Raw genomic sequence first — 17,261 nt, forward strand, 5'->3', positions numbered from 1 at the left:
CCTCGGGGACCCACGGCACCCACGCGCTCCTCGCTGCCCACCCGGATGTCGACGCGATCGTGGCCTTCAACGACATGGTCGCCTGCGGTGCCGTGCGAGCGCTGCACGAGGCCGGCGTCGACGTCCCCTCCTCCGTCCGACTGGCCGGTTGTGACGGACTCGACCTGGGCGCCGTCGTCACCCCGCCGCTGACCACCCTCGCCGTCGACATGGACGAGGTGGCCGAGGCCGCCGTCGAGATGGCCGTGGAGATGCACGCGGGCACCATCCCCCGGCACGGCGCCCGACTGCGGGTGTCTCACAAGTTGCTGATCCGCGCATCGACCTGACCCCGTGGGGGCGCCCTCCCCTACGCAGGGCGCCACCAGGCTCAGCTCGCGCGCCGGCCCACGGCGAACATGGCGAGCTCCCGCTCGATGCAGTGATCGAGGTGGCTCGCGGGGTCGGTCACGCGCCGCCCACAGGCGTCACAACGGAGAGACTCGCGCACGCCGCCACGGTCGGTGGAACGGTGCAGGTTCAGCAGTGTGTTGGTCACGTACGGGAGACGCGTCGACCAGGCAGGTCATGACGCGCACCACACTGTGATGTATCACACAGGCGGGGTGTCAGCGGTCGAGCACCTGGATCTGGCCGTCGGGAGTGAGCGTGAGTGGCGGCTCCGGGACGCCGAGGTCCTGCCACACGAACGCCGGCCAGCGGGCGAAGAACCCGGCAAGCACGTCGAGCTCGAACGCAATGGCCTCGGGTGTGTGCTCTCGCGGCTGGGTGCGCACCTTGCCGTTCGCGATCGAGAACGGCATGGTGCCCGTGGCCATGAGGTACTCGATCTGGCGAGGGTGCAGCACGTCGTGGGCGAACTTCGGAACCGAGGACCGCACGTCGTAGGCGTCGTTGAACGCGGCGAGCTCGAAGTCGATGGACGGTCCGTTGAAGAGGCGACCCCACCGGCTGTCGTTGGTGACCTGCAGGTCGGGTGAGCCGAACGGGAGCGTGACCTCGTGGATCACCTCGGAGTGGTTCTGCGTGACCGTGCGGGTCTGCGTGTTGCCGTTGGAGTCCGTGTACGTCTCCGTGCGCTGCGTCTGCCAGTGGTGCACGAAGCCCACGAACCAGGAGCCGGTGAAGAACTCACCGTGCACCACGTCCGAGGTGTGGTGGTTCATGCCACCCCCGGTGTGCTCGACCACCGACAGCAGCCCGTCGTCACTGGCCAGGTAGTACCAGGAGGGCCGGTGGTAGAAGCCAAGCCGCATCTCGGGTGGGTTCTGCCGGAACGGTTCGAGCTGCGACCCAGCGCCCTGGACGGCGGTCGCGACCTCGGCGAGCGCATCCAGGTACGCCTCGAGCTCGTCGGGGTCCTTCGGGGCACCGACCTGCGTGAGCTGGTCGCCGTCGACCGCCAGGTTCAGCGGGTACCGGGCACCGAAGGCCGACATCGGCCCACCTGCGACGTTCATGAACGCGTCGGTGAACGCCGGATCCGCGCCGAGCAGCAGGCCACCTCCGGGGAGCATCCCCCGATGCTCGGCCACGACCCCCATGCGGGTCTGCCCAGGACCGGTCGCGACGACCTCGGGCAACGGCATACCGATCGGCATGCACACCACCCGAGCGTCGCCAGCCGCCTGGTACTCGAACACCTGGAAGTCGACTCCGGACCGGGTGCGTCCCACCACATGCTCATCGGTCCCGCGCCGAAACCCGATCCCGAACGGCGGTACCACCAGACCGTTCGCCACTTCGATCGGCGGGTTGGAGTCGAAGTGCCAGCCACGGTCGCGGATCGCCTTGACGTACTTGTGCCGCTTGACAGCGACGTAGATCCCGATCGCGGCACCGATGGCCAGCAGCACCAGCAGCCCGATCACGATCGGCGACGGACCGCCGCCTCCGCTCATGAGCCACCTCGGGATCGCATGATCTCCAGCATCTGCTCGGAGTTCTCCGCGGTCTGCACGATTCCCACCACTGCCTCCAGCGCGAGCCGCACCAGGGTGTTCAGCAGCAGCCAGAGGATCGGCAGGAACACGATCCCGAGCAGCAGCGGCAGGAAGCTCCCGAACCGCAGGGTCGAGACGATGGCGACCAGGCCGGCGATACCGCTGATGATCATGAACAGCAGCTGGAACACCCTGGCGAACTTCGGCGCTCCGAGGCTGGCGTAGCTGAGGTCGAACAGCGCCTTGAAGTAACCGGGCTTGGCCGGCGGCAGTGGGGATGCGGGCGCCAGTGGGGTGTAGGCCGGCTGCTCGCCTCGCCCGTACGGCGCCGACTGGTAGCCAGGAGCCTGCTGCTGCGGCGCCTGCGGGAAAGGCTGCTGCTGGTAGGGCTGCTGCGGCGGCGGTGGAACACGCGGGCCATGAGGTTGCTCGCCCTGCTCAGGCTGACGCGGATAGTTCACGCGAGTCTGGTCATCGGCCTCGCCCTCACGTGGGCCGAACTGGTTCTCGGTCATCTCTCCCCCAAACGGTCGGATCACGGGGAGGCTACCGATCCTTCGCGTCGATTGCCCCGCCGCGGCCGAGCACATCTCCCCATCACGGCCGACGCTGAGCCGGTCGCGGTCGACCGATCAGTCCCGTGTCGGCCGCCAGACGACAAGCGCACCAGCGGTCGTGGTCCGACGCAGCCGCGCTCCCGGCTTGGTGGCGACGATGTCGCCACTCGGTGAGGCTGTGAAGACGCGCGGGCGGTGGCCGCTCATGCCGAGAAGGTGCTCGAGCCGGTCGCGGAGCTGCTCGTTCTCCTCGACCAGCTCGAAGATCCGGGCGATCCCGGCGAGGTTGACGCCCTCGTCCTGGGAGAGTCGCTGGATCTCGCGGAGCTTGTCGACGTCGCGCTCGGAGTAGCGCCGCCCGCGGCCGGTGGCGCGCTGCGGCACGACCAGGCCCAGCCGGTCATACGTGCGCAACGTCTGCGCGTGCATGCCGGCTCGGGCTGCCGCCTCGGAGATGAGGAAGCTCGGCTGGTCGTACCGGGCGGGTGCCATCGTCAGCTCCTGGCCGCCTCGGCGAGCCCGGTGCGCGGGTCCTCGCCCGAGGTCGCGGAGGCGAACTCGGTCAACGCGGAGCGCGCCGCGTCCGAGAGGTTGCGTGGCACCGCGACCTCGATCGTCACGATCAGGTCACCGGTGCCTTTCTTGGTCACCACACCCTTGCCCTTGACTCGCAGGCGAGCGCCCGACGACGTCCCTGCCGGGACCTTGAGCCTCACCGAGGAGCCGTCGAGGGTGGGCACGGAGACGACCGCGCCGTCGACGGCCTCGGGGAACGAGACCGGCACGGTGATCGTCAGGTTGTTGCCGCTGATCCCGAAGACCGGGTGCGGGTCCACAGTCACGGTGACCACGAGGTCACCGGCGGGACCACCACCAGGTCCGGGCTCGCCCTTGCCAGGGATGCGGATCTTCTGACCGTCCTTGACGCCCGGTGGGATGCGGACCTTGGTGGTCCTCCCGTTGACCGTGAGCCCCACCAGGTCGCCCGCCACGGCCTGCCGGAACGGCAGCCGTGCCGAGCTCGTGAGGTCGCGCCCCTTGACCGGTCCGTAGTCGGCACCACCGCGACCGAAGCCGCCGCCCCCGCCGCCGAACAACCCCCCGAGGAGGTCGTCGATATCAGGGCCGCCGGACCCGCCGGCGCTGGTGTACCGCACGCGCGTACCACCACCGCCGGGCGCACCAGCGCCGCCGAACATGCCGCCGAACAGGTCCTCGAACCCGCCGGTGGCACCGCCGGGACCGGAGGCGAACCGCGGTCCGCCTCCGGCCATGGCGCGCAGGGCGTCGTACTGCTGGCGCTGCTCGGAGTCGGACAGGACCGCGTAGGCCTCGCCGATCTCCTTGAACTTCGCCTCCGCCTGCGCGTCGCCGGCGTTCTGGTCGGGGTGATAGGTGCGGGCGAGCTTGCGGTAGGCCTTCTTGATCGCGGCCGCATCGGCGTCCTTGGGCACGCCGAGCGAGGCGTAGAAGTCCTTCTCCAGCCAGTCCTGTCCTGTCATCTCACACCCCTTCCTGTCTCCTCGTTCCTCACTGCGGTCCGACGACCGCGACCCGCGCCGGGCGGATCACCCGGTCTCGGACCTTGTAGCCGGGCTGCAGCACCTGCTGCACCGTCTCGCTGGTGGCGTCCTCGCTCTGGTTGTGCATGAGCGCTTCGTGGATCCCCGGGTCGAACTCCTCACCGACCTCGCCGTACCGCACCATCTCGAAGGTGCCCTGCAGGACCCCTTCGAGCTTCTCGGCGATCGAGGCGAACGGCCCGCTGAGCTCACCGTGCTGCCGTGCGAGGTCGACGTCGTCGAGCACGCCGATCAGCGCCTCCACCACGTCCTCGTGCCCGCGGGTGCGGGCCTCGGTGACCTCGCTGCGCGAACGACGCACGTAGGCGTTGAACCGCTGATCGAGGTTGTAGGTGTCGGCCTTCGCGCGAGCGAGCTGGTCCGCGAGGTCAGCGGCCTCGGCCTTGGCCGAGGCCGCCTCATCGGTCGGGGAGGACTCGGGCGAGCCGACCTCCTCAGGGCTCGCCCCGCCGTCGGGGGATTCCCCGACGGCGGTGGGAGCCTCGGTCTCACGCAGCTCGCCGGTCTCGGGATCGAGCCGCCGCTTGTCGCGGATGGTCGGCTCGCCCTCGAACTCGGGACCGGACGTCACTTGGAGCCCTCCTCCTCGTCATCGACGATCTCGGCGTCCACCACGTCGTCGTCCTCGACCGGAGCGTCCTCGGTGCCGGAGCTGTCGGCCGGGGCGTCTCCCGCGGTCGGGTCGGTGGCGGACTGCGCGTAGAGCGCGTCACCGATCTTCTGCGACGCCTCGACCAGCGCGGACTGCGCCGTGGTGATCGCGTCGAGGTCCTCGCCCTCGAGCGCGGTCTTGAGAGCGTCGACCTTGCTGCGCACGTCGGAGGTGATGTCCTCGGGCAGCTTCTCGGCGTTGTCGGTGAGGAGCTGCTCGGTCGAGTAGACGAACTGCTCGGCGCTGTTGCGCGTCTCCTGCTCCTCGCGGCGCTTGGCGTCCTCGGCGGCGTGCGCCTCGGCCTCGGCGACCATGCGGTCGATCTCGTCCTTGGAGATGCCCGAACCGCCGGTGATCGTCATCGACTGCTCCTGGCCGGTGCCCTTGTCCTTGGCGGACACGTGCACGATGCCGTTGGCGTCGATGTCGAAGGTCACCTCGATCTGCGGCACGCCGCGGCGAGCCGGGGCGATGCCGGTGAGCTCGAAGGTGCCGAGCGGCTTGTTGTCGCGCGCGAAGTCGCGCTCGCCCTGGAACACCTGGATGAGCACCGAGGGCTGGTTGTCCTCTGCGGTGGAGAACGTCTCGGAGCGCTTGGTCGGGATCGCCGTGTTGCGGTCGATCAGCTTCGTCATCACGCCGCCCTTGGTCTCGATGCCGAGGGACAGCGGCGTGACGTCGATGAGCAGCACGTCCTTGCGGTCGCCCTTGATGACGCCGGCCTGCAGGGCCGCACCCACGGCGACGACCTCATCGGGGTTGACGCCCTTGTTGGGCTCCTTGCCGCCGGTGAGCTCGGTGACGACCTCGGTCACGGCGGGCATGCGGGTGGAACCACCCACGAGCACCACGTGGTCGATGTCGTTCACGGAGATGCCGGCGTCACGGATGACGTTCTGGAACGGCGCCTTGGTGCGCTCGAGCAGGTCCTTGGTCATGTCCTGGAACTGCGCCCGGGAGAGCTTCTCGTCCAGGTGGATCGGGCCGTTCTCGCTCATCGAGAGGTACTGCAGCGAGATGTTGGTCGAGCTCGCCGAGGACAGCTCCTTCTTGGCGGTCTCGGCGGCCTCGCGCAGACGCTGCAGGGCGATCTTGTCCTTTGACAGGTCCACGCCGCTGGAGTTCTTCACCTGACCCACGAGCCAGTCGACGATGCGCTGGTCCCAGTCGTCACCACCGAGGCGGTTGTCACCGTTGGTGGCCTTCACCTGGATGGTGGAGAAGTCGTCCTCGTCCTTGCCGACCTCGAGCAGGGAGACGTCGAAGGTGCCGCCACCGAGGTCGAAGACCAGGATGAGCTCGTCCTCCTTGCCCTTCTCCAGGCCGTAGGCGAGTGCCGCGGCGGTGGGCTCGTTGACGATGCGCAGCACGTTGAGGCCGGCGATCTGTCCGGCGTCCTTGGTGGCCTGACGCTCGGCGTCGTTGAAGTACGCGGGCACGGTGATGACCGCGTCGGTGACAGGCTCGCCGAGGTAGGACTCGGCGTCCTTCTTGAGCTTGCCGAGCACGCGCGCCGAGATCTCGGGGGCGCTGTAGCTCTTGTCGTCGATGTCCACGGACCAGTCCGTGCCCATGTGACGCTTCACCGAGGAGATCGTGCGGTCCACGTTGGTGACCGCCTGACGCTTGGCGATCTCGCCGACCAGCACCTCCCCGGTCTTGCTGAACGCGACGACGGACGGCGTGGTGCGTGCCCCCTCCGCGTTCGCGATGACGGTGGGCTCGCCGCCCTCCAGGGTCGAGACCACCGAGTTGGTGGTCCCCAGGTCGATTCCGACCGCTCGTGCCATGGTGTGTGCTCCTTGGTTGAGGTGAGTCTTCCGGGCTCAAGTGTGCTCACGCAGGCTCGCGTGTCAAACTGACTTGAGTCTATGAGGCTCAACTCTTGAGACGCCGTCTTTGTTCCCGATCTCCACCGAGATGGCCGACGGCGGTGTCTCGGGCGCGGTCTGGACGTCCACCCGGTGGGCTCCGCACCCTTCGCAGCGGACGTAGAGCACGTCACCGTGTGACGTGCGGTGGCGGGAGGCGGTCACCCAGGCGTGTTCGTGCTCCCGGGCTTCCGGGGCGGGCTCGGCCGCGTGGACGTGATGGTCGATCGTGGTCATGACGTCATGGTGATGTAATGGTCTTATGCATCTCAACCCTTACGGAGAATACGCGGTGCTGCTCGCGGCATCCCTGGCCGACGACTGGCCCGAGGACCGCGCCGGCATCGTGGAGCGCACCCGCGAGTTCGGCATGACGATGCGCTTCAGCGCCGAGCCCGGCGACCACGCGGGGGTACGCGAGGTGATCGACGACTGGCTACGGGTGGTCGACGCGCACGAACCGGACGAGCGGGCCGCACTGCTCAACACCGAGATGGCCGCAGCGGCGGCATATCCGAGACTCACCGATCACGACGGCGAAGGCTGGCACCTGCACTATCGCGACGAGAAGGCCGGCGTCGCCGCCGTGCTGCGTGCCGTGATCAGCGTGGGCACCTCGCTCCACCTGGTCACCCGCGGCATGCACCGACTGCACCGCTGCGAGTCCGACCCGTGCACGCACGTGGTCGTCGACGTCACCCGCAACGGGCGGCAACGCTACTGCTCGGTCCGATGCGCCAACCGCGCCGCCGTGCGCCGACATCGCGCGGCATCCCACCCGGTGAAACGCTGACCCTGGCGGGCACGCCGCCGTTGCTAGGGTGTCCGTCGCAGCCTCGACCGCGCCGGTGTGCGCGCCGAGGTGGAACCGCTACCGGTTCCCGCGCGCCACGCGTCGCTCGACGCCACCGGCGCACCGCCATGTTCCGCCACGTGGCGCACTCACGTGCGCCCTGATGCAGTAAAGGAGCCGCACCTCCGGGCCTCTCGCCTGCCCTCGAGCCGGCAGTGGCCCAGGTTCGTCCACGCCGCCATCTCACGAGAGGTTCCTCTGTGCCTTCGGCGCACCGCGTCCCCCTGTCCACCTCCTGCCGCGCCAGTGTCTGGCCCGGCGCCGGCCGCCTCGTCCCCACCTAGCTCCGCCCGTCTTCTGCCAGCACAGCACCACTGACACTGACAAGACGAGAGTGAGACACACCCCGTGGGTGACATCCAACAACTGGCGGGACCGATCGTGGTCCTGCTGCTGCTGGCCTTCTTCGGCGGCAGCCTGTACATGTCGATCCGGATCTCGAAGAAGCGCGAGAACGCGGACGGCTACATGACCGGTGGCGGCAAGATCGGCTTCGGCATCTCGGCGGCGTCGATGACCGCGACCTGGATCTGGGCGTCGTCGATGTATGCCTCGGCGACCTCCGGCTACACGTACGGCATCTCCGGCCCGATCCACTACGGGCTGTGGGGTGCGCTGATGATCCTGCTGATCTACCCGTTCGGTCGCCGGATCCGCAAGGTCGCGCCACGCGCGCACACGATCGCCGAGGTGATGTTCGCTCGCCACGGCCGCTCCAGCCAGCTGCTGCTGGCCGGGTCGAACGTGCTCGGCAGCCTGATCAGCCTGACGTCCAACCTCATCGCCGGCGGCGCCCTGGTGGCGATGCTGTCCCCCTTCAGCTTCACGCAGGGCATCGTCACGATCGCCGCAGGCGTGCTGCTGTACACGCTGTGGTCGGGATTCCGCGCCTCGGTGCTGACGGACTTCGCGCAGGTGCTGGCGATGCTCGGCGCCGTCGTCGTGATCGTGCCCACCGTGTTCTTCGCGGCCGGCGGGCCGGAGCTGTTCACGATCGGGGCGGAGAACCTCACGCCGCAGCAGGGCGACTTCTTCTCCTCCGAGGCCTTCTTCCACCAGGGTGCGCCCTACATCGCTGCCGTGCTTGCCTACGCGATCGGGAACCAGACGATCGCCCAGCGGCTGTTCGCCGTGCGCGAGGACCTGATCAAGAAGACGTTCGTCACGGCCACGATCGGCTACGGCGCCACGGTGATCGGCGTCGGCATGCTCGGCGTGATGGCGCTCTATGCCGGCCTCGAACCGATGGGCGGCGACGTCAACAACCTCGTGCCGCAGATGGCCGCGACCTATCTGCCACCGGCGTTGATCTGCCTGTTCTTCATCATGATCATCGGGTCGCTGTCGTCAACGGCGGACGCAGACATGACGGCGCTCGCATCCATCACGATGGCCGACATCTACGGCCAGAACATCGCAGGTAAGCAGCGCGCCAACCCGCGCACGATGCTGCTCGTCGGCCGCCTCACCATGCTCGGGGCGACCACGGCGGCGCTGTGCTTCGCGACCATGCAGTTCAGCATCCTCGACCTGCTGGTCTTCGTGGGTGCCATGTGGGGGGCGCTGGTGTTCCCGGTGATCGCCAGCTTCTACTGGAACCGGGTGACCAATGTGGCGTTCAGCGTCGCGGTCGTCGCGGCACTCGCCGCGTTCCTGCCGGTGCGGTTCTCGTGGGTGGACCTCAACGGCGGCCTCGGGATCGTCAGCGATGTGCTCGCGACGATCGGCATCGGCGTGGTGCTGGGGCTGATGGCCTTCGGCTTCTTCGGGCGCCGGGTGGCATTCGTGGTCGGTGCGGTCTCGGTGGTGGCATCGGCACCGTTCGCGATCGGGTTCCTGCACGACTACCCCGTGCTGTCCGGATCGCTGGTGGCCTACGCCGTCAGCACGATCGTCTGCGTCGGGCTGACGATGCTCAACAAGGACCGCCGCTTCGACTTCGACCTGATCAAGGAGCGCACCGGCAACTTCGACGAACCGCAAGACGACGCCACGCCGCCGCCACCTGCCGGAACGGATGGCGTCCCCGCCTTCTCCGGCGCCCCTGAAGGGAGCAACTGATGGACACCCTGCTGCTGACTGCGTACGTCCTCGTGTGGCCGGTGATCGTGGCCGGCACGCTCTTCGTGATCGTTCGCGCCTTTGTACGCGAGCTGCGCAAGGCCAAGGCCGAAGGTCGCCGGATCATCTGACCCGACGCCGTCGCGCTGGCGGAGCCGCCGTCTCCTCCTGCAGGAGGAGGCGGCGGCTCGCCGAACTCGTCGCTGCGGCCGTGGGCAGCGCACGCGGCTGTTCCTAGCGTCGTTGGTGCCCCGGGAACACACCCGGGCACGACGCAAGGAGATCACAGTGATCGAGGTGAGCGACCTGACCAAGCGCTACGGGTCGACGACGGCGGTGGACGGCGTGTCCTTCACCGCACGGCCCGGTGCTGTCACCGGCTTCCTGGGACCCAACGGCGCCGGGAAGTCGACGACCATGCGGATGATCGTGGGACTGGCGCGCCCCAGTGCAGGCTCGGCGGTGGTGAACGGCCGCCGGTACGCCGACCTGCGCGCGCCGTTGCAGGAGGTCGGCGCGATGCTCGACGGCCGTGCGGCGCATCCCGGCCGCACCGCGTACGGGCACCTGATGGGGCTCGCGCGCACCCACGGGATCGGCCGCGCTCGGGTGCAGCAGGTGATCGAGCTGGCAGGGCTCTCGTCGGTCGCACGCAAGCGCGTCGGCGGCTACTCGCTCGGGATGGCGCAGCGACTGGGGGTCGCCGCAGCGCTGCTGGGCGACCCGAGCACGCTGATCCTCGACGAGCCCGTCAACGGCCTCGACCCCGATGGGGTGCTCTGGATCCGCAGGCTCCTGCGCGAGCTCGCCGACGACGGCCGCACGGTGTTCCTGTCCTCCCACCTCATGAGCGAGCTCGCCGAGTGTGCCGACCGGGTGGTCGTGATCGGCCGCGGCAGGCTGCTCGCCGACGACGATCTCGCCTCGCTCGTGGCGCGGACCTCGACCGGCACCCTCGAAGCCGCCTACCTCGACCTCACCGCCGGTGCCGTGGAGTACGGCGGCAGCGCGCGAGGCACCCAGGTCACGGCCGGGGGCCGGCGATGACCGCGGTCGCCGCCGCTGGCCTGCCGCGCCGCACCGGCGTCGGACTGGGGCGCATCATCGCATCGGAGTGGAGCAAGTCCTGGGGGCTGCGCTCCACCCGCTGGAGCGTCGCAGCGACCGTGGCGATCGGCGCCGTGCTGTGCCTGCTGACCACGATGGACAACGCCGTGGGCGCCGAGGGGTACGGTCACAGCCTCGCGAACCTGGTCGGCAGCAACCTGCTGTTCGCGCAGCTGCCGCTGCTGGTCTACGGAGCGCTCACAGGGGCGGGCGAGTTCGCCGGCCGGAGTGCGGCGTCCACGTTCACGGCCGTGCCGGCGCGCTGGCCGGTGCTCGTGGCCAAGGCGCTCGCGGTCGCGGGCACAGCAGCGATCGCCGCGGTGGCCACGCTCGCCGTGTCCTCGGTGATCCTGCTGCTCGGCCCGTTCGGCCCCGACCTGCAGATCGCGCTCGACGACGGCCAGTCGGTCCGCATCCTGCTCGGCGGTGGGGTCGCGATGGTGCTCCTCGCCGTGCTCGGGCTCGGCGTGGGGGCACTGCTGCGACGTCCGCCGATCGCGATCGCGGTCGTGTTCGCTCTCGGGCTGTCCGAGCTTGCGCTCATGGGCGCCGCCACGGTGGCGCAGTGGCTGCCCGGTCATGCCCTGGTCGCCGTCACTGCCTCGACCGAGTTCCTCGAGGTGGTCTCCTCGATGGGCACGACGGCGGTGGGTCCGTGGGCCAGTCTCGGTGTGCTCGGGGCGTGGGGTCTGGGCGTGCTGGCGCTCGCCGCGCTCCGGCTGGGCCGGGCCGATGTCTGAGCATGCCGTCGCGGTCGCCGGCGCATCGGCGGTGGGCCTGCCGACTCGCCGCGGCGTCGGGCTGGTGCGTGTGCTTGGCTCCGAGTGGGTGAAGGCATGGACGTTGCCCGCCACGCTCTGGTACGTGGCGGCGACGGCAGTGCTGCACGCCACGATCGGCCTCTCGGTCGGCTATAACGCCGAGGCCCCGGCCGCGGGCGGCGTCTCCTCGCTGCTCACCATCGGGCTGGTCGGCTCCCAGGTGCCGCTGCTGATGCTCGGAGTGGTCACGAGTGCGGGTGAGCACGGTGATGGCAGCGCGAGGTCGACCTACGTCGCGGTCCCACGACGGCTCCCGGTGCTGGCGGCCCGATCGATCACGGTCGCGGCGGTCGCCGCGCTGGCCGCGGTCCTCGCGCTCGCGGTCACGTGGCTCGCGCTCCGGCTGTTCGCCGACCGACCCGGCGTCACGCTCACAGCGCCCGACGGCGACCTCGGGCGGGTCCTGATCGGCACCGTGCTCTACCTCGTGGCCGTGACGGTGCTCGCCCTGGCGATCGGCGCCGCGCTTCGCCGCACCGCGGCAGCGGCCGTCACTGCCTTCGTCCTGCTGATCCTGCTCGAGCAGGTGCTGACGATGATGGGCAACGGGGCTGCCGAGATGGTGCGGTCGGTGCTGCCCGGCTGGGCAGGGCGGCTCGTGGCGACGCCCCACGACTCGCTCGTGGTCACCGCGCAGGCCGGCACGCTCATCGCGCCCGGTCCGTGGCAGGGCTACGGCATCCTGGTGGCGTGGACCGTAGCCGCATTACTCGTCGCTGCCGTGGCGGTGCGCCGCAGTGACGTCTGAGCGCGGGGGCCCCGCGGCAGCCACGACCGACGGGGCACGGGCGCGGCTTCGCCGCTGGTGGCGTCGGCAGGTGCACGCCGATGCCGTCGTCTGCCTGAGCTTCGCGCTCGTCTCCGTGCTCACGGTCGCGTTCTACGCCGTGCCCGAGGTGATCTGGTACACCTACCCGCCCGGCTCGCCGATGGCCCACCGGGTGACCGTGGTCGGCATCGTGGTCGCGGTGCTGGGGACGGCGGCGCTGTGGTGGCGGCACCGGTTCCCGGTCGCCGTCGCACGCGGCTTCGCCATCCTCGCCATCGCCTCGCTGTTGCTGACGGGTGGCAGTGGCGCCACAACGATCGGGCTCGCGCTGGCGATGACTGCCGTGGCGTCCTCGCGTCGGGCACGGACCACGTGGTCGCTGGCATTCGGGACCTGGCTTGCCGTCACTATCTTCACCTGGCAGCTTCTGAGCGTCAATTACGTCAACCTCATGGGCCTGGCCCGCACCGGGATCGCTACGGACCTGGACCGACCACCCGGCCGTTGGACGCACGCGATGTGGACCGGCACCGAGCTTGCGCCGGTGACGTCGGAGGAGATCCGGCTCACCGCAGTCGTCACCGTGGCGGCAATGCTTCTTCTTGCCATCGCGATCGGCACGAGTGCGCGGCTTCGCGTGCAACGCGAGGTGGCGCAGGAGGAGCGGGAGCGCACGCTGCGTCGTGAGGAGCAGCACGCGGCGCAGCTCGCGCGCGCGACCGAACGCACCCACATCGCTCGCGAGGTCCACGACGTCGTGGCCCACAGCGTCTCGGTGATGGTCGCCCTGGCCGATGGTGCCGGGGCGGTCGCGACCACCTCGCCGCAGGAGGCACAGGTGGCGATGCGGGAGGTGTCGCAGACCGGCCGTGTCGCGCTGGCCGACATGAAGCGCGTGCTGCTGGCGCTCACCGACGCACCGGCGGCGAGCGGCGATGACGAGGACCTCGCCACCATCGTGTCCCGGTTCCGGCTGGCAGGCCTGCCGGTCGCTGCGTCCGGGCTACAGACGCCGCTGCCGGAGGCGGCCGTCGCACTCGCGACGCGCCGGATCGTGGCGGAGTCGTTGACGAACGTGCTCCGCCACGCCCCCGGCGCGGACGAGGTGAGCGTGGCGGTCGGGCATGACGGCGAGGCGGTCACGATCGAGGTGACCAACAGCGCGGGCGGGACCCCGGCAGTCGACCAGTCCGGCGCTGGGCAGGGCCTTCGAGGAATGCGCGAGCGGGCCGAGCTGCTCGGCGGCGCGGTCGATGCCGGGCCGTCACCGGGGCGCGGTTGGCGGGTAGCGGCGACGCTGCCGATGCGTCGACCTGAAAGGAACTCGTCGCCAGATCGCGCTGCGAGCCCGCACACCGGCCGCGTCGGCGATCTGGCGGCGGATTCCTTCCCGGTGGGAACCCCGACCGGGAGAGATCAGACATGACGACCGTGCTGCTGGTGGACGACCACGCGCTGCTGCGCAAGGGCTTCCGGATGGTGCTGCAGGCCGAGCCCGACCTGGACGTGGTGGGCGAGGCGTCCGACGGCAACGTGGCACTCGACCAGGTGAGAGCGCTGCGGCCCGACGTCGTAGTGATGGACGTGCGGATGCCCGGCGGCGACGGCATCACGGCGACCGCGCAGATCGTCACTGCGCACCCGGGCACGCGGGTTCTCGTGCTCACCACGTTCGACCTGGACGAGTACGCGTTCGGTGCGCTGCGCGCCGGCGCGAGCGGCTTCCTCCTCAAGAACGCCGAACCGGCGGACCTGGCCGAGGCCATCCGCACCGTCGCGCGCGGCGACGCGGTGGTGGCCCCGCGCGCGACCCGGCGGATGCTCGAGCTGCTCTCGGACAAGCTTCCGCGGACCGGAGGCGAGCGCCAGGGACCGCACCCGCGACTGGCCGGCCTGACGCCGCGCGAGCTCGAGGTGCTGCGGCTGGTTGCCGAGGGCATGTCGAACGCGGAGATCGCCGACCACCTCGTGCTCTCGGGCACGACCGTGAAGACGCACGTCGGGAACGTGCTGTCGAAGTTGGGGCTGCGGGATCGGGTGCAGGCCGTGGTGCTGGCGTTCCAGACCGGCCTCGCGGTCCCGGATGAGACGTTGTGACGCGCCCGCGAGTCACTACACTCAGCCCGTCCCGACGCGGCACTCCCGGTTCTGAGATGAAGGAAAGCAACCCGTGCGCCCTGACAACGGCTCTCTTGCCGAGCACCCCGATCACTTCGCGTTCGTCCGCTCGCCGGCCAAGACCACCGCGTTCCTCGTGGTCGGTGTCGTGCTGCTGGTCGTGGCGATCGCCGCGCTGATCAACCTCGACGACCTCAACCAGTGGGGCGTGGAGAACTCGAACACGCGGCGCTCGCGGATGCTCGGTCCGTACCTCGGCTACATCGTGATCGGGCTGGCTGGCGGCTTCGGGATCTGGGCCGTGATCCACGCGCTCCGGACCGGCACCTGGAAGACGACCGGCGGACTGGCTCTGTCGCAGAAGGCGTGGGTGCTCGACGGCGATCTCGACAGCGTCTACCAGCGGCTCGCCACCACCGACCCCAGCGTCTACCTCCCGCTGCCGGTCACGCGTCGCTCCGACAACCTCCGCCGCCGACTGCGTGCCTACAGCCCGGAGGGCAGCGCCGTGACCTACCTGACGATCACCATGGGGGTCGGCAACAACGAGCGCCACTGGCCGCTGATCGCGTTCGAGGGTGCAGCGCACGAGGCGTTCCAGAGCGTGAGCTCGCGGCTGCACAAGCCGTACAGGGGCTGATCGACCGGGAGCGTCGCCGTCAGGGGTGCCGGCCCCAGAACCCGGTCGGCCCGAAGAGGTCGTCGACAACCCCCTGGTAGACGCCGAGATCGGCCAGCACATCGAAGATCGTGTAGCGCGGGCGGATCATGCGCGCAGCCTGATGGGTGGCACGGAAGCGGTCCATCCCGATCCCGATCTGGCTGGGGTGGTGCGGCGCTCCGGCGAGGCGCAACAGCTCCATCATCCGGGTCGGCGAGACCAGCTGGGGTCGAACCCGCTCGACGATCGCGGGCCACCGCTGCTGGATCAGCGCCAGCCGCTGCGCGAGCGCGTCGCCCCGCAGCTGCTTGGCCTGCGACGCCGCGACCGACTCGTCAGCGAACGTGGCCGGGATCGCGGCGCGCACCTCGGCCTCCACCTGCTCGGGTGAGGGTGCCTGCGCGAGGACCCGGTCGACGTCGAGCGTCTCGAGGTCGAAGGCCAGCGCAGCCTCCCAGATCGCGCAGGAGGCGACCGCGCCGACGCCGACCTTGAAGCCGTGCGACAACGGCGGCTCCCAGTCCAGGCCATGTCCCTCCATCTCCCACAAGTGGGAAAACTGATGGCCGGCGCCCGACGCAGGGCGCGAGGACTTGTTCGCCTGCATCCCGAGCCCGGATAGCAAGAGCGACTCCATCAGCGCGGCGACCGCTTGCGGCTCCGAGGCCCCGATCGCTTCCGGCTGCTCCAGGGCTTCCCAGGCCGAGTCCTGCACCAGCGACCAGGACACCGGGTCGATCGGCTCGACCCCCAGCTCATCGGCGAGGATCCAGTCAGCGCCCGCGGGGACCTTCTCCGACAGGTCGCCGTACCCGGTCGAGGTGAGCCGCTGCGGCGCCTTCTCGACGATGTCGAGATCCGCGATCAGGCCGACCGGCGCCGGGCAGCTGCGGGTGATCTTGAAGCCGTCGATCGCGATCGAGGCGCCGAACGCGCTGTAGCCGTCCACCGAGGCAGCCGTGCACACGTTCATGTACGGCCGGCCCAGCTCTCCCGAGGCGAGCTTGGCGATGTCGTTGAGGCTGCCGGAGGCGATGGCGCAGACCACGGCGTCCGGCAGCTCAGCGAGCCGGTCCCGCACGATCGTCACGTTCTCGTAGCCCGCGTACAGCGTGGGAGTGCCGGGGAAGACCATCGGCTCGGCCGCCGCCGGCACGCCGGCCGCCCGCAGTGAGGCGACCACGCGCTCGCCTGCCTGCGCGAACACGTTCTCGTCGGCGACCACGAGCACGGGGCGCGTGCCGAACAGCTCACGGAACATCGCTCCGGTGCGGTCGAGCACGCCGCGGCCGAACTCGATCGCCCTGGTCTCCTCGGCGGTCTCCAGGGCTCGTTCGATGCGGCTCACGGGGCGATGCTCCTGCCGGTGGCGATCCCCTCGAGGATCAGCTGGTCGACGCTGTCGATGATGTAGGTGGGTCGCTCACCCGGGTCGGCTGCCTCGACGTCGGCCACGCCGGAGTCGCCGGTGAGCACCAGCGCGGACGCCATCCCCGCGTTGATGCCGAGCGCGATGTCGGTCATCAACCGGTCACCGACCATCATGCAGCGCGAGGGGTCCACGTCGAGGCCCTGCAGCGCGAGCAGAGCGATCGCTGGGTCGGGCTTACCGATCGTCTGGGCGCAGGTGGCGCCGGTGCTGGCCTCGATCGCCGCCACGATCGCCGCACAGTCGGGCTCGCCACGACCGCCCGGGAACGGGCAGTACCGGTCCGGGTTGGTCGCGACGAGGATGGCGCGCTGGTGCTGCCAGATCGCATCGAACGCGATCTGCAGCTTGCGATACGTGAAGCTGCGGTCGTAGGACGCCACCACGATGTCGATCTGTTCGGGCTCCTCGCTCATCGCGATGCCCGCGTCGGCGAACGCGTCGATCAGCGGCTGCTCGGCGATCGGGAACACGGTCGCACCGGGGTGGGTGGCGGGCAGCCACCGGGTGGTGGCGGTCACCGTGTTAGTGACCTCCTCCACCGGTGTCGGGATACCGAGCCTGGTGAGCTTCGACGCGTACTCGACGGGGCTCTTGGTGGGGTTGTTTGACAGGAAGCGCACAGGGATCCCTCGTTCCCGGAGGCCGACGACGACGTCCCTGGCCCCCGGCAGGAGTTCCTCGCCCAGGTAGATGGTGCCGTCCAGGTCGAACAGGTAGGCGTCGCACAGCTGCTGCGGCAGCGGCGAGGTTTCCGTCACGTGATCATCCTCGGTCGTGGGGCGTCCCGGCCCCTCGCCGCCCCTCGCCGGGCCGGGCCACCCCCAACCGCCCGC

At 69.9% G+C, this 17,261-nt stretch carries 18 protein-coding genes and 1 pseudogene; 10 read left to right on the forward strand and 9 right to left on the reverse strand.

Annotated elements, in window-relative coordinates:
* Positions 1–329, forward strand: a 329-nt coding sequence (locus ACOJSN_RS21570) for a substrate-binding domain-containing protein (RefSeq protein ID WP_420114540.1), incomplete at its 5' end; no start/stop codon positions are given.
* Between the two features lie 279 nt (positions 330–608).
* Here ACOJSN_RS21570 and ACOJSN_RS21575 read toward each other — a convergent pair.
* The 7 genes from ACOJSN_RS21575 to ACOJSN_RS21605 all read right to left on the reverse strand — a co-directional run bounded on the left by ACOJSN_RS21575 (position 609) and on the right by ACOJSN_RS21605 (position 6,843).
* Entirely contained in the window at positions 609–1,901 is a 1,293-nt protein-coding gene (locus ACOJSN_RS21575) for a hypothetical protein (protein WP_420114541.1), read from the reverse strand.
* The gene (locus ACOJSN_RS21580) at positions 1,898–2,458 is read right to left on the reverse strand and encodes a DUF4282 domain-containing protein (protein ID WP_420114542.1); all 561 of its coding nucleotides are present in this window, start codon (positions 2,456–2,458) and stop codon (positions 1,898–1,900) included. The genes ACOJSN_RS21575 and ACOJSN_RS21580 overlap by 4 nt, the downstream gene beginning before the upstream one ends.
* Before the next feature lie 117 nt (positions 2,459–2,575).
* The gene (locus ACOJSN_RS21585; RefSeq protein ID WP_420114543.1) at positions 2,576–2,992 is read right to left on the reverse strand and encodes a heat shock protein transcriptional repressor HspR; all 417 of its coding nucleotides are present in this window, start codon (positions 2,990–2,992) and stop codon (positions 2,576–2,578) included.
* Between the two features lie 2 nt (positions 2,993–2,994).
* Positions 2,995–4,002 carry a DnaJ C-terminal domain-containing protein gene (locus ACOJSN_RS21590; RefSeq protein ID WP_420114544.1) on the reverse strand — a complete coding sequence of 336 codons (1,008 nt, stop codon included), beginning with the start codon at positions 4,000–4,002 and terminating at the stop codon, positions 2,995–2,997.
* 28 nt (positions 4,003–4,030) lie between these two features.
* Positions 4,031–4,654 carry a nucleotide exchange factor GrpE gene (locus ACOJSN_RS21595; RefSeq protein ID WP_420114545.1) on the reverse strand — a complete coding sequence of 208 codons (624 nt, stop codon included), beginning with the start codon at positions 4,652–4,654 and terminating at the stop codon, positions 4,031–4,033.
* Positions 4,651–6,525: a molecular chaperone DnaK gene (dnaK, locus tag ACOJSN_RS21600; RefSeq protein ID WP_420114546.1), complete on the reverse strand. Its 1,875-nt coding sequence runs from the start codon at positions 6,523–6,525 to the stop codon at positions 4,651–4,653. The genes ACOJSN_RS21595 and dnaK overlap by 4 nt, the downstream gene beginning before the upstream one ends.
* Before the next feature lie 63 nt (positions 6,526–6,588).
* Positions 6,589–6,843, reverse strand: a complete 255-nt coding sequence (locus ACOJSN_RS21605; RefSeq protein WP_420114547.1) for a hypothetical protein — start codon at positions 6,841–6,843, stop codon at positions 6,589–6,591.
* A 25-nt stretch (positions 6,844–6,868) separates the two neighbouring features.
* Between ACOJSN_RS21605 and ACOJSN_RS21610 the strand changes: the two genes are divergently transcribed.
* The 9 genes and pseudogenes from ACOJSN_RS21610 (at position 6,869) to ACOJSN_RS21650 (ending at position 14,975) form a co-directional block, all read left to right on the forward strand.
* Positions 6,869–7,399: a CGNR zinc finger domain-containing protein gene (locus tag ACOJSN_RS21610; RefSeq protein WP_420114548.1), complete on the forward strand. Its 531-nt coding sequence runs from the start codon at positions 6,869–6,871 to the stop codon at positions 7,397–7,399.
* A 483-nt stretch (positions 7,400–7,882) separates the two neighbouring features.
* On the forward strand, positions 7,883–9,520 hold the full coding sequence (locus ACOJSN_RS21615) for a sodium:solute symporter family protein (protein ID WP_420114557.1): 1,638 nt from the start codon (positions 7,883–7,885) through the stop codon (positions 9,518–9,520).
* Positions 9,520–9,651: a putative transporter small subunit gene (locus tag ACOJSN_RS21620; RefSeq protein WP_420114549.1), complete on the forward strand. Its 132-nt coding sequence runs from the start codon at positions 9,520–9,522 to the stop codon at positions 9,649–9,651. Before ACOJSN_RS21615 ends, ACOJSN_RS21620 begins: the two co-directional genes overlap by 1 nt.
* Positions 9,652–9,808: 157 nt before the next feature.
* Positions 9,809–10,471 (forward strand): annotated as a pseudogene (locus ACOJSN_RS21625) (ABC transporter ATP-binding protein); the annotation flags it as partial.
* Between the two features lie 92 nt (positions 10,472–10,563).
* Entirely contained in the window at positions 10,564–11,367 is an 804-nt protein-coding gene (locus ACOJSN_RS21630) for a hypothetical protein (RefSeq protein WP_420114550.1), read from the forward strand.
* Entirely contained in the window at positions 11,360–12,196 is an 837-nt protein-coding gene (locus ACOJSN_RS21635) for a hypothetical protein (protein WP_420114551.1), read from the forward strand. Before ACOJSN_RS21630 ends, ACOJSN_RS21635 begins: the two co-directional genes overlap by 8 nt.
* A complete protein-coding gene (locus ACOJSN_RS21640) occupies positions 12,186–13,643 on the forward strand; it encodes a sensor histidine kinase (RefSeq protein WP_420114552.1) in 1,458 nt (485 codons plus the stop codon). The genes ACOJSN_RS21635 and ACOJSN_RS21640 overlap by 11 nt, the downstream gene beginning before the upstream one ends.
* Positions 13,640–14,314, forward strand: a complete 675-nt coding sequence (locus ACOJSN_RS21645) for a response regulator (RefSeq protein ID WP_420114553.1) — start codon at positions 13,640–13,642, stop codon at positions 14,312–14,314. The genes ACOJSN_RS21640 and ACOJSN_RS21645 overlap by 4 nt, the downstream gene beginning before the upstream one ends.
* A gap of 73 nt (positions 14,315–14,387) precedes the next feature.
* Positions 14,388–14,975 (forward strand): hypothetical protein, encoded by a 588-nt coding sequence (locus tag ACOJSN_RS21650; RefSeq protein WP_420114554.1) that lies wholly within the window; start codon positions 14,388–14,390, stop codon positions 14,973–14,975.
* A 19-nt stretch (positions 14,976–14,994) separates the two neighbouring features.
* On the opposite strand, the gene ACOJSN_RS21655 is transcribed toward ACOJSN_RS21650, so the two are convergent.
* Together ACOJSN_RS21655 and ACOJSN_RS21660 are read right to left on the reverse strand one after the other, a co-directional pair.
* Entirely contained in the window at positions 14,995–16,344 is a 1,350-nt protein-coding gene (locus ACOJSN_RS21655) for a sn-glycerol-1-phosphate dehydrogenase (RefSeq protein WP_420114555.1), read from the reverse strand.
* Positions 16,341–17,261: HAD-IIA family hydrolase (locus ACOJSN_RS21660; RefSeq protein ID WP_420114556.1), on the reverse strand; the 921-nt coding region annotated here is incomplete at its 5' end. The genes ACOJSN_RS21660 and ACOJSN_RS21655, both read right to left, overlap by 4 nt.

Source organism: Pseudactinotalea sp., from assembly GCF_048594945.1.
Taxonomy (GTDB): Bacteria; Actinomycetota; Actinomycetes; order Actinomycetales; family Beutenbergiaceae; genus Pseudactinotalea.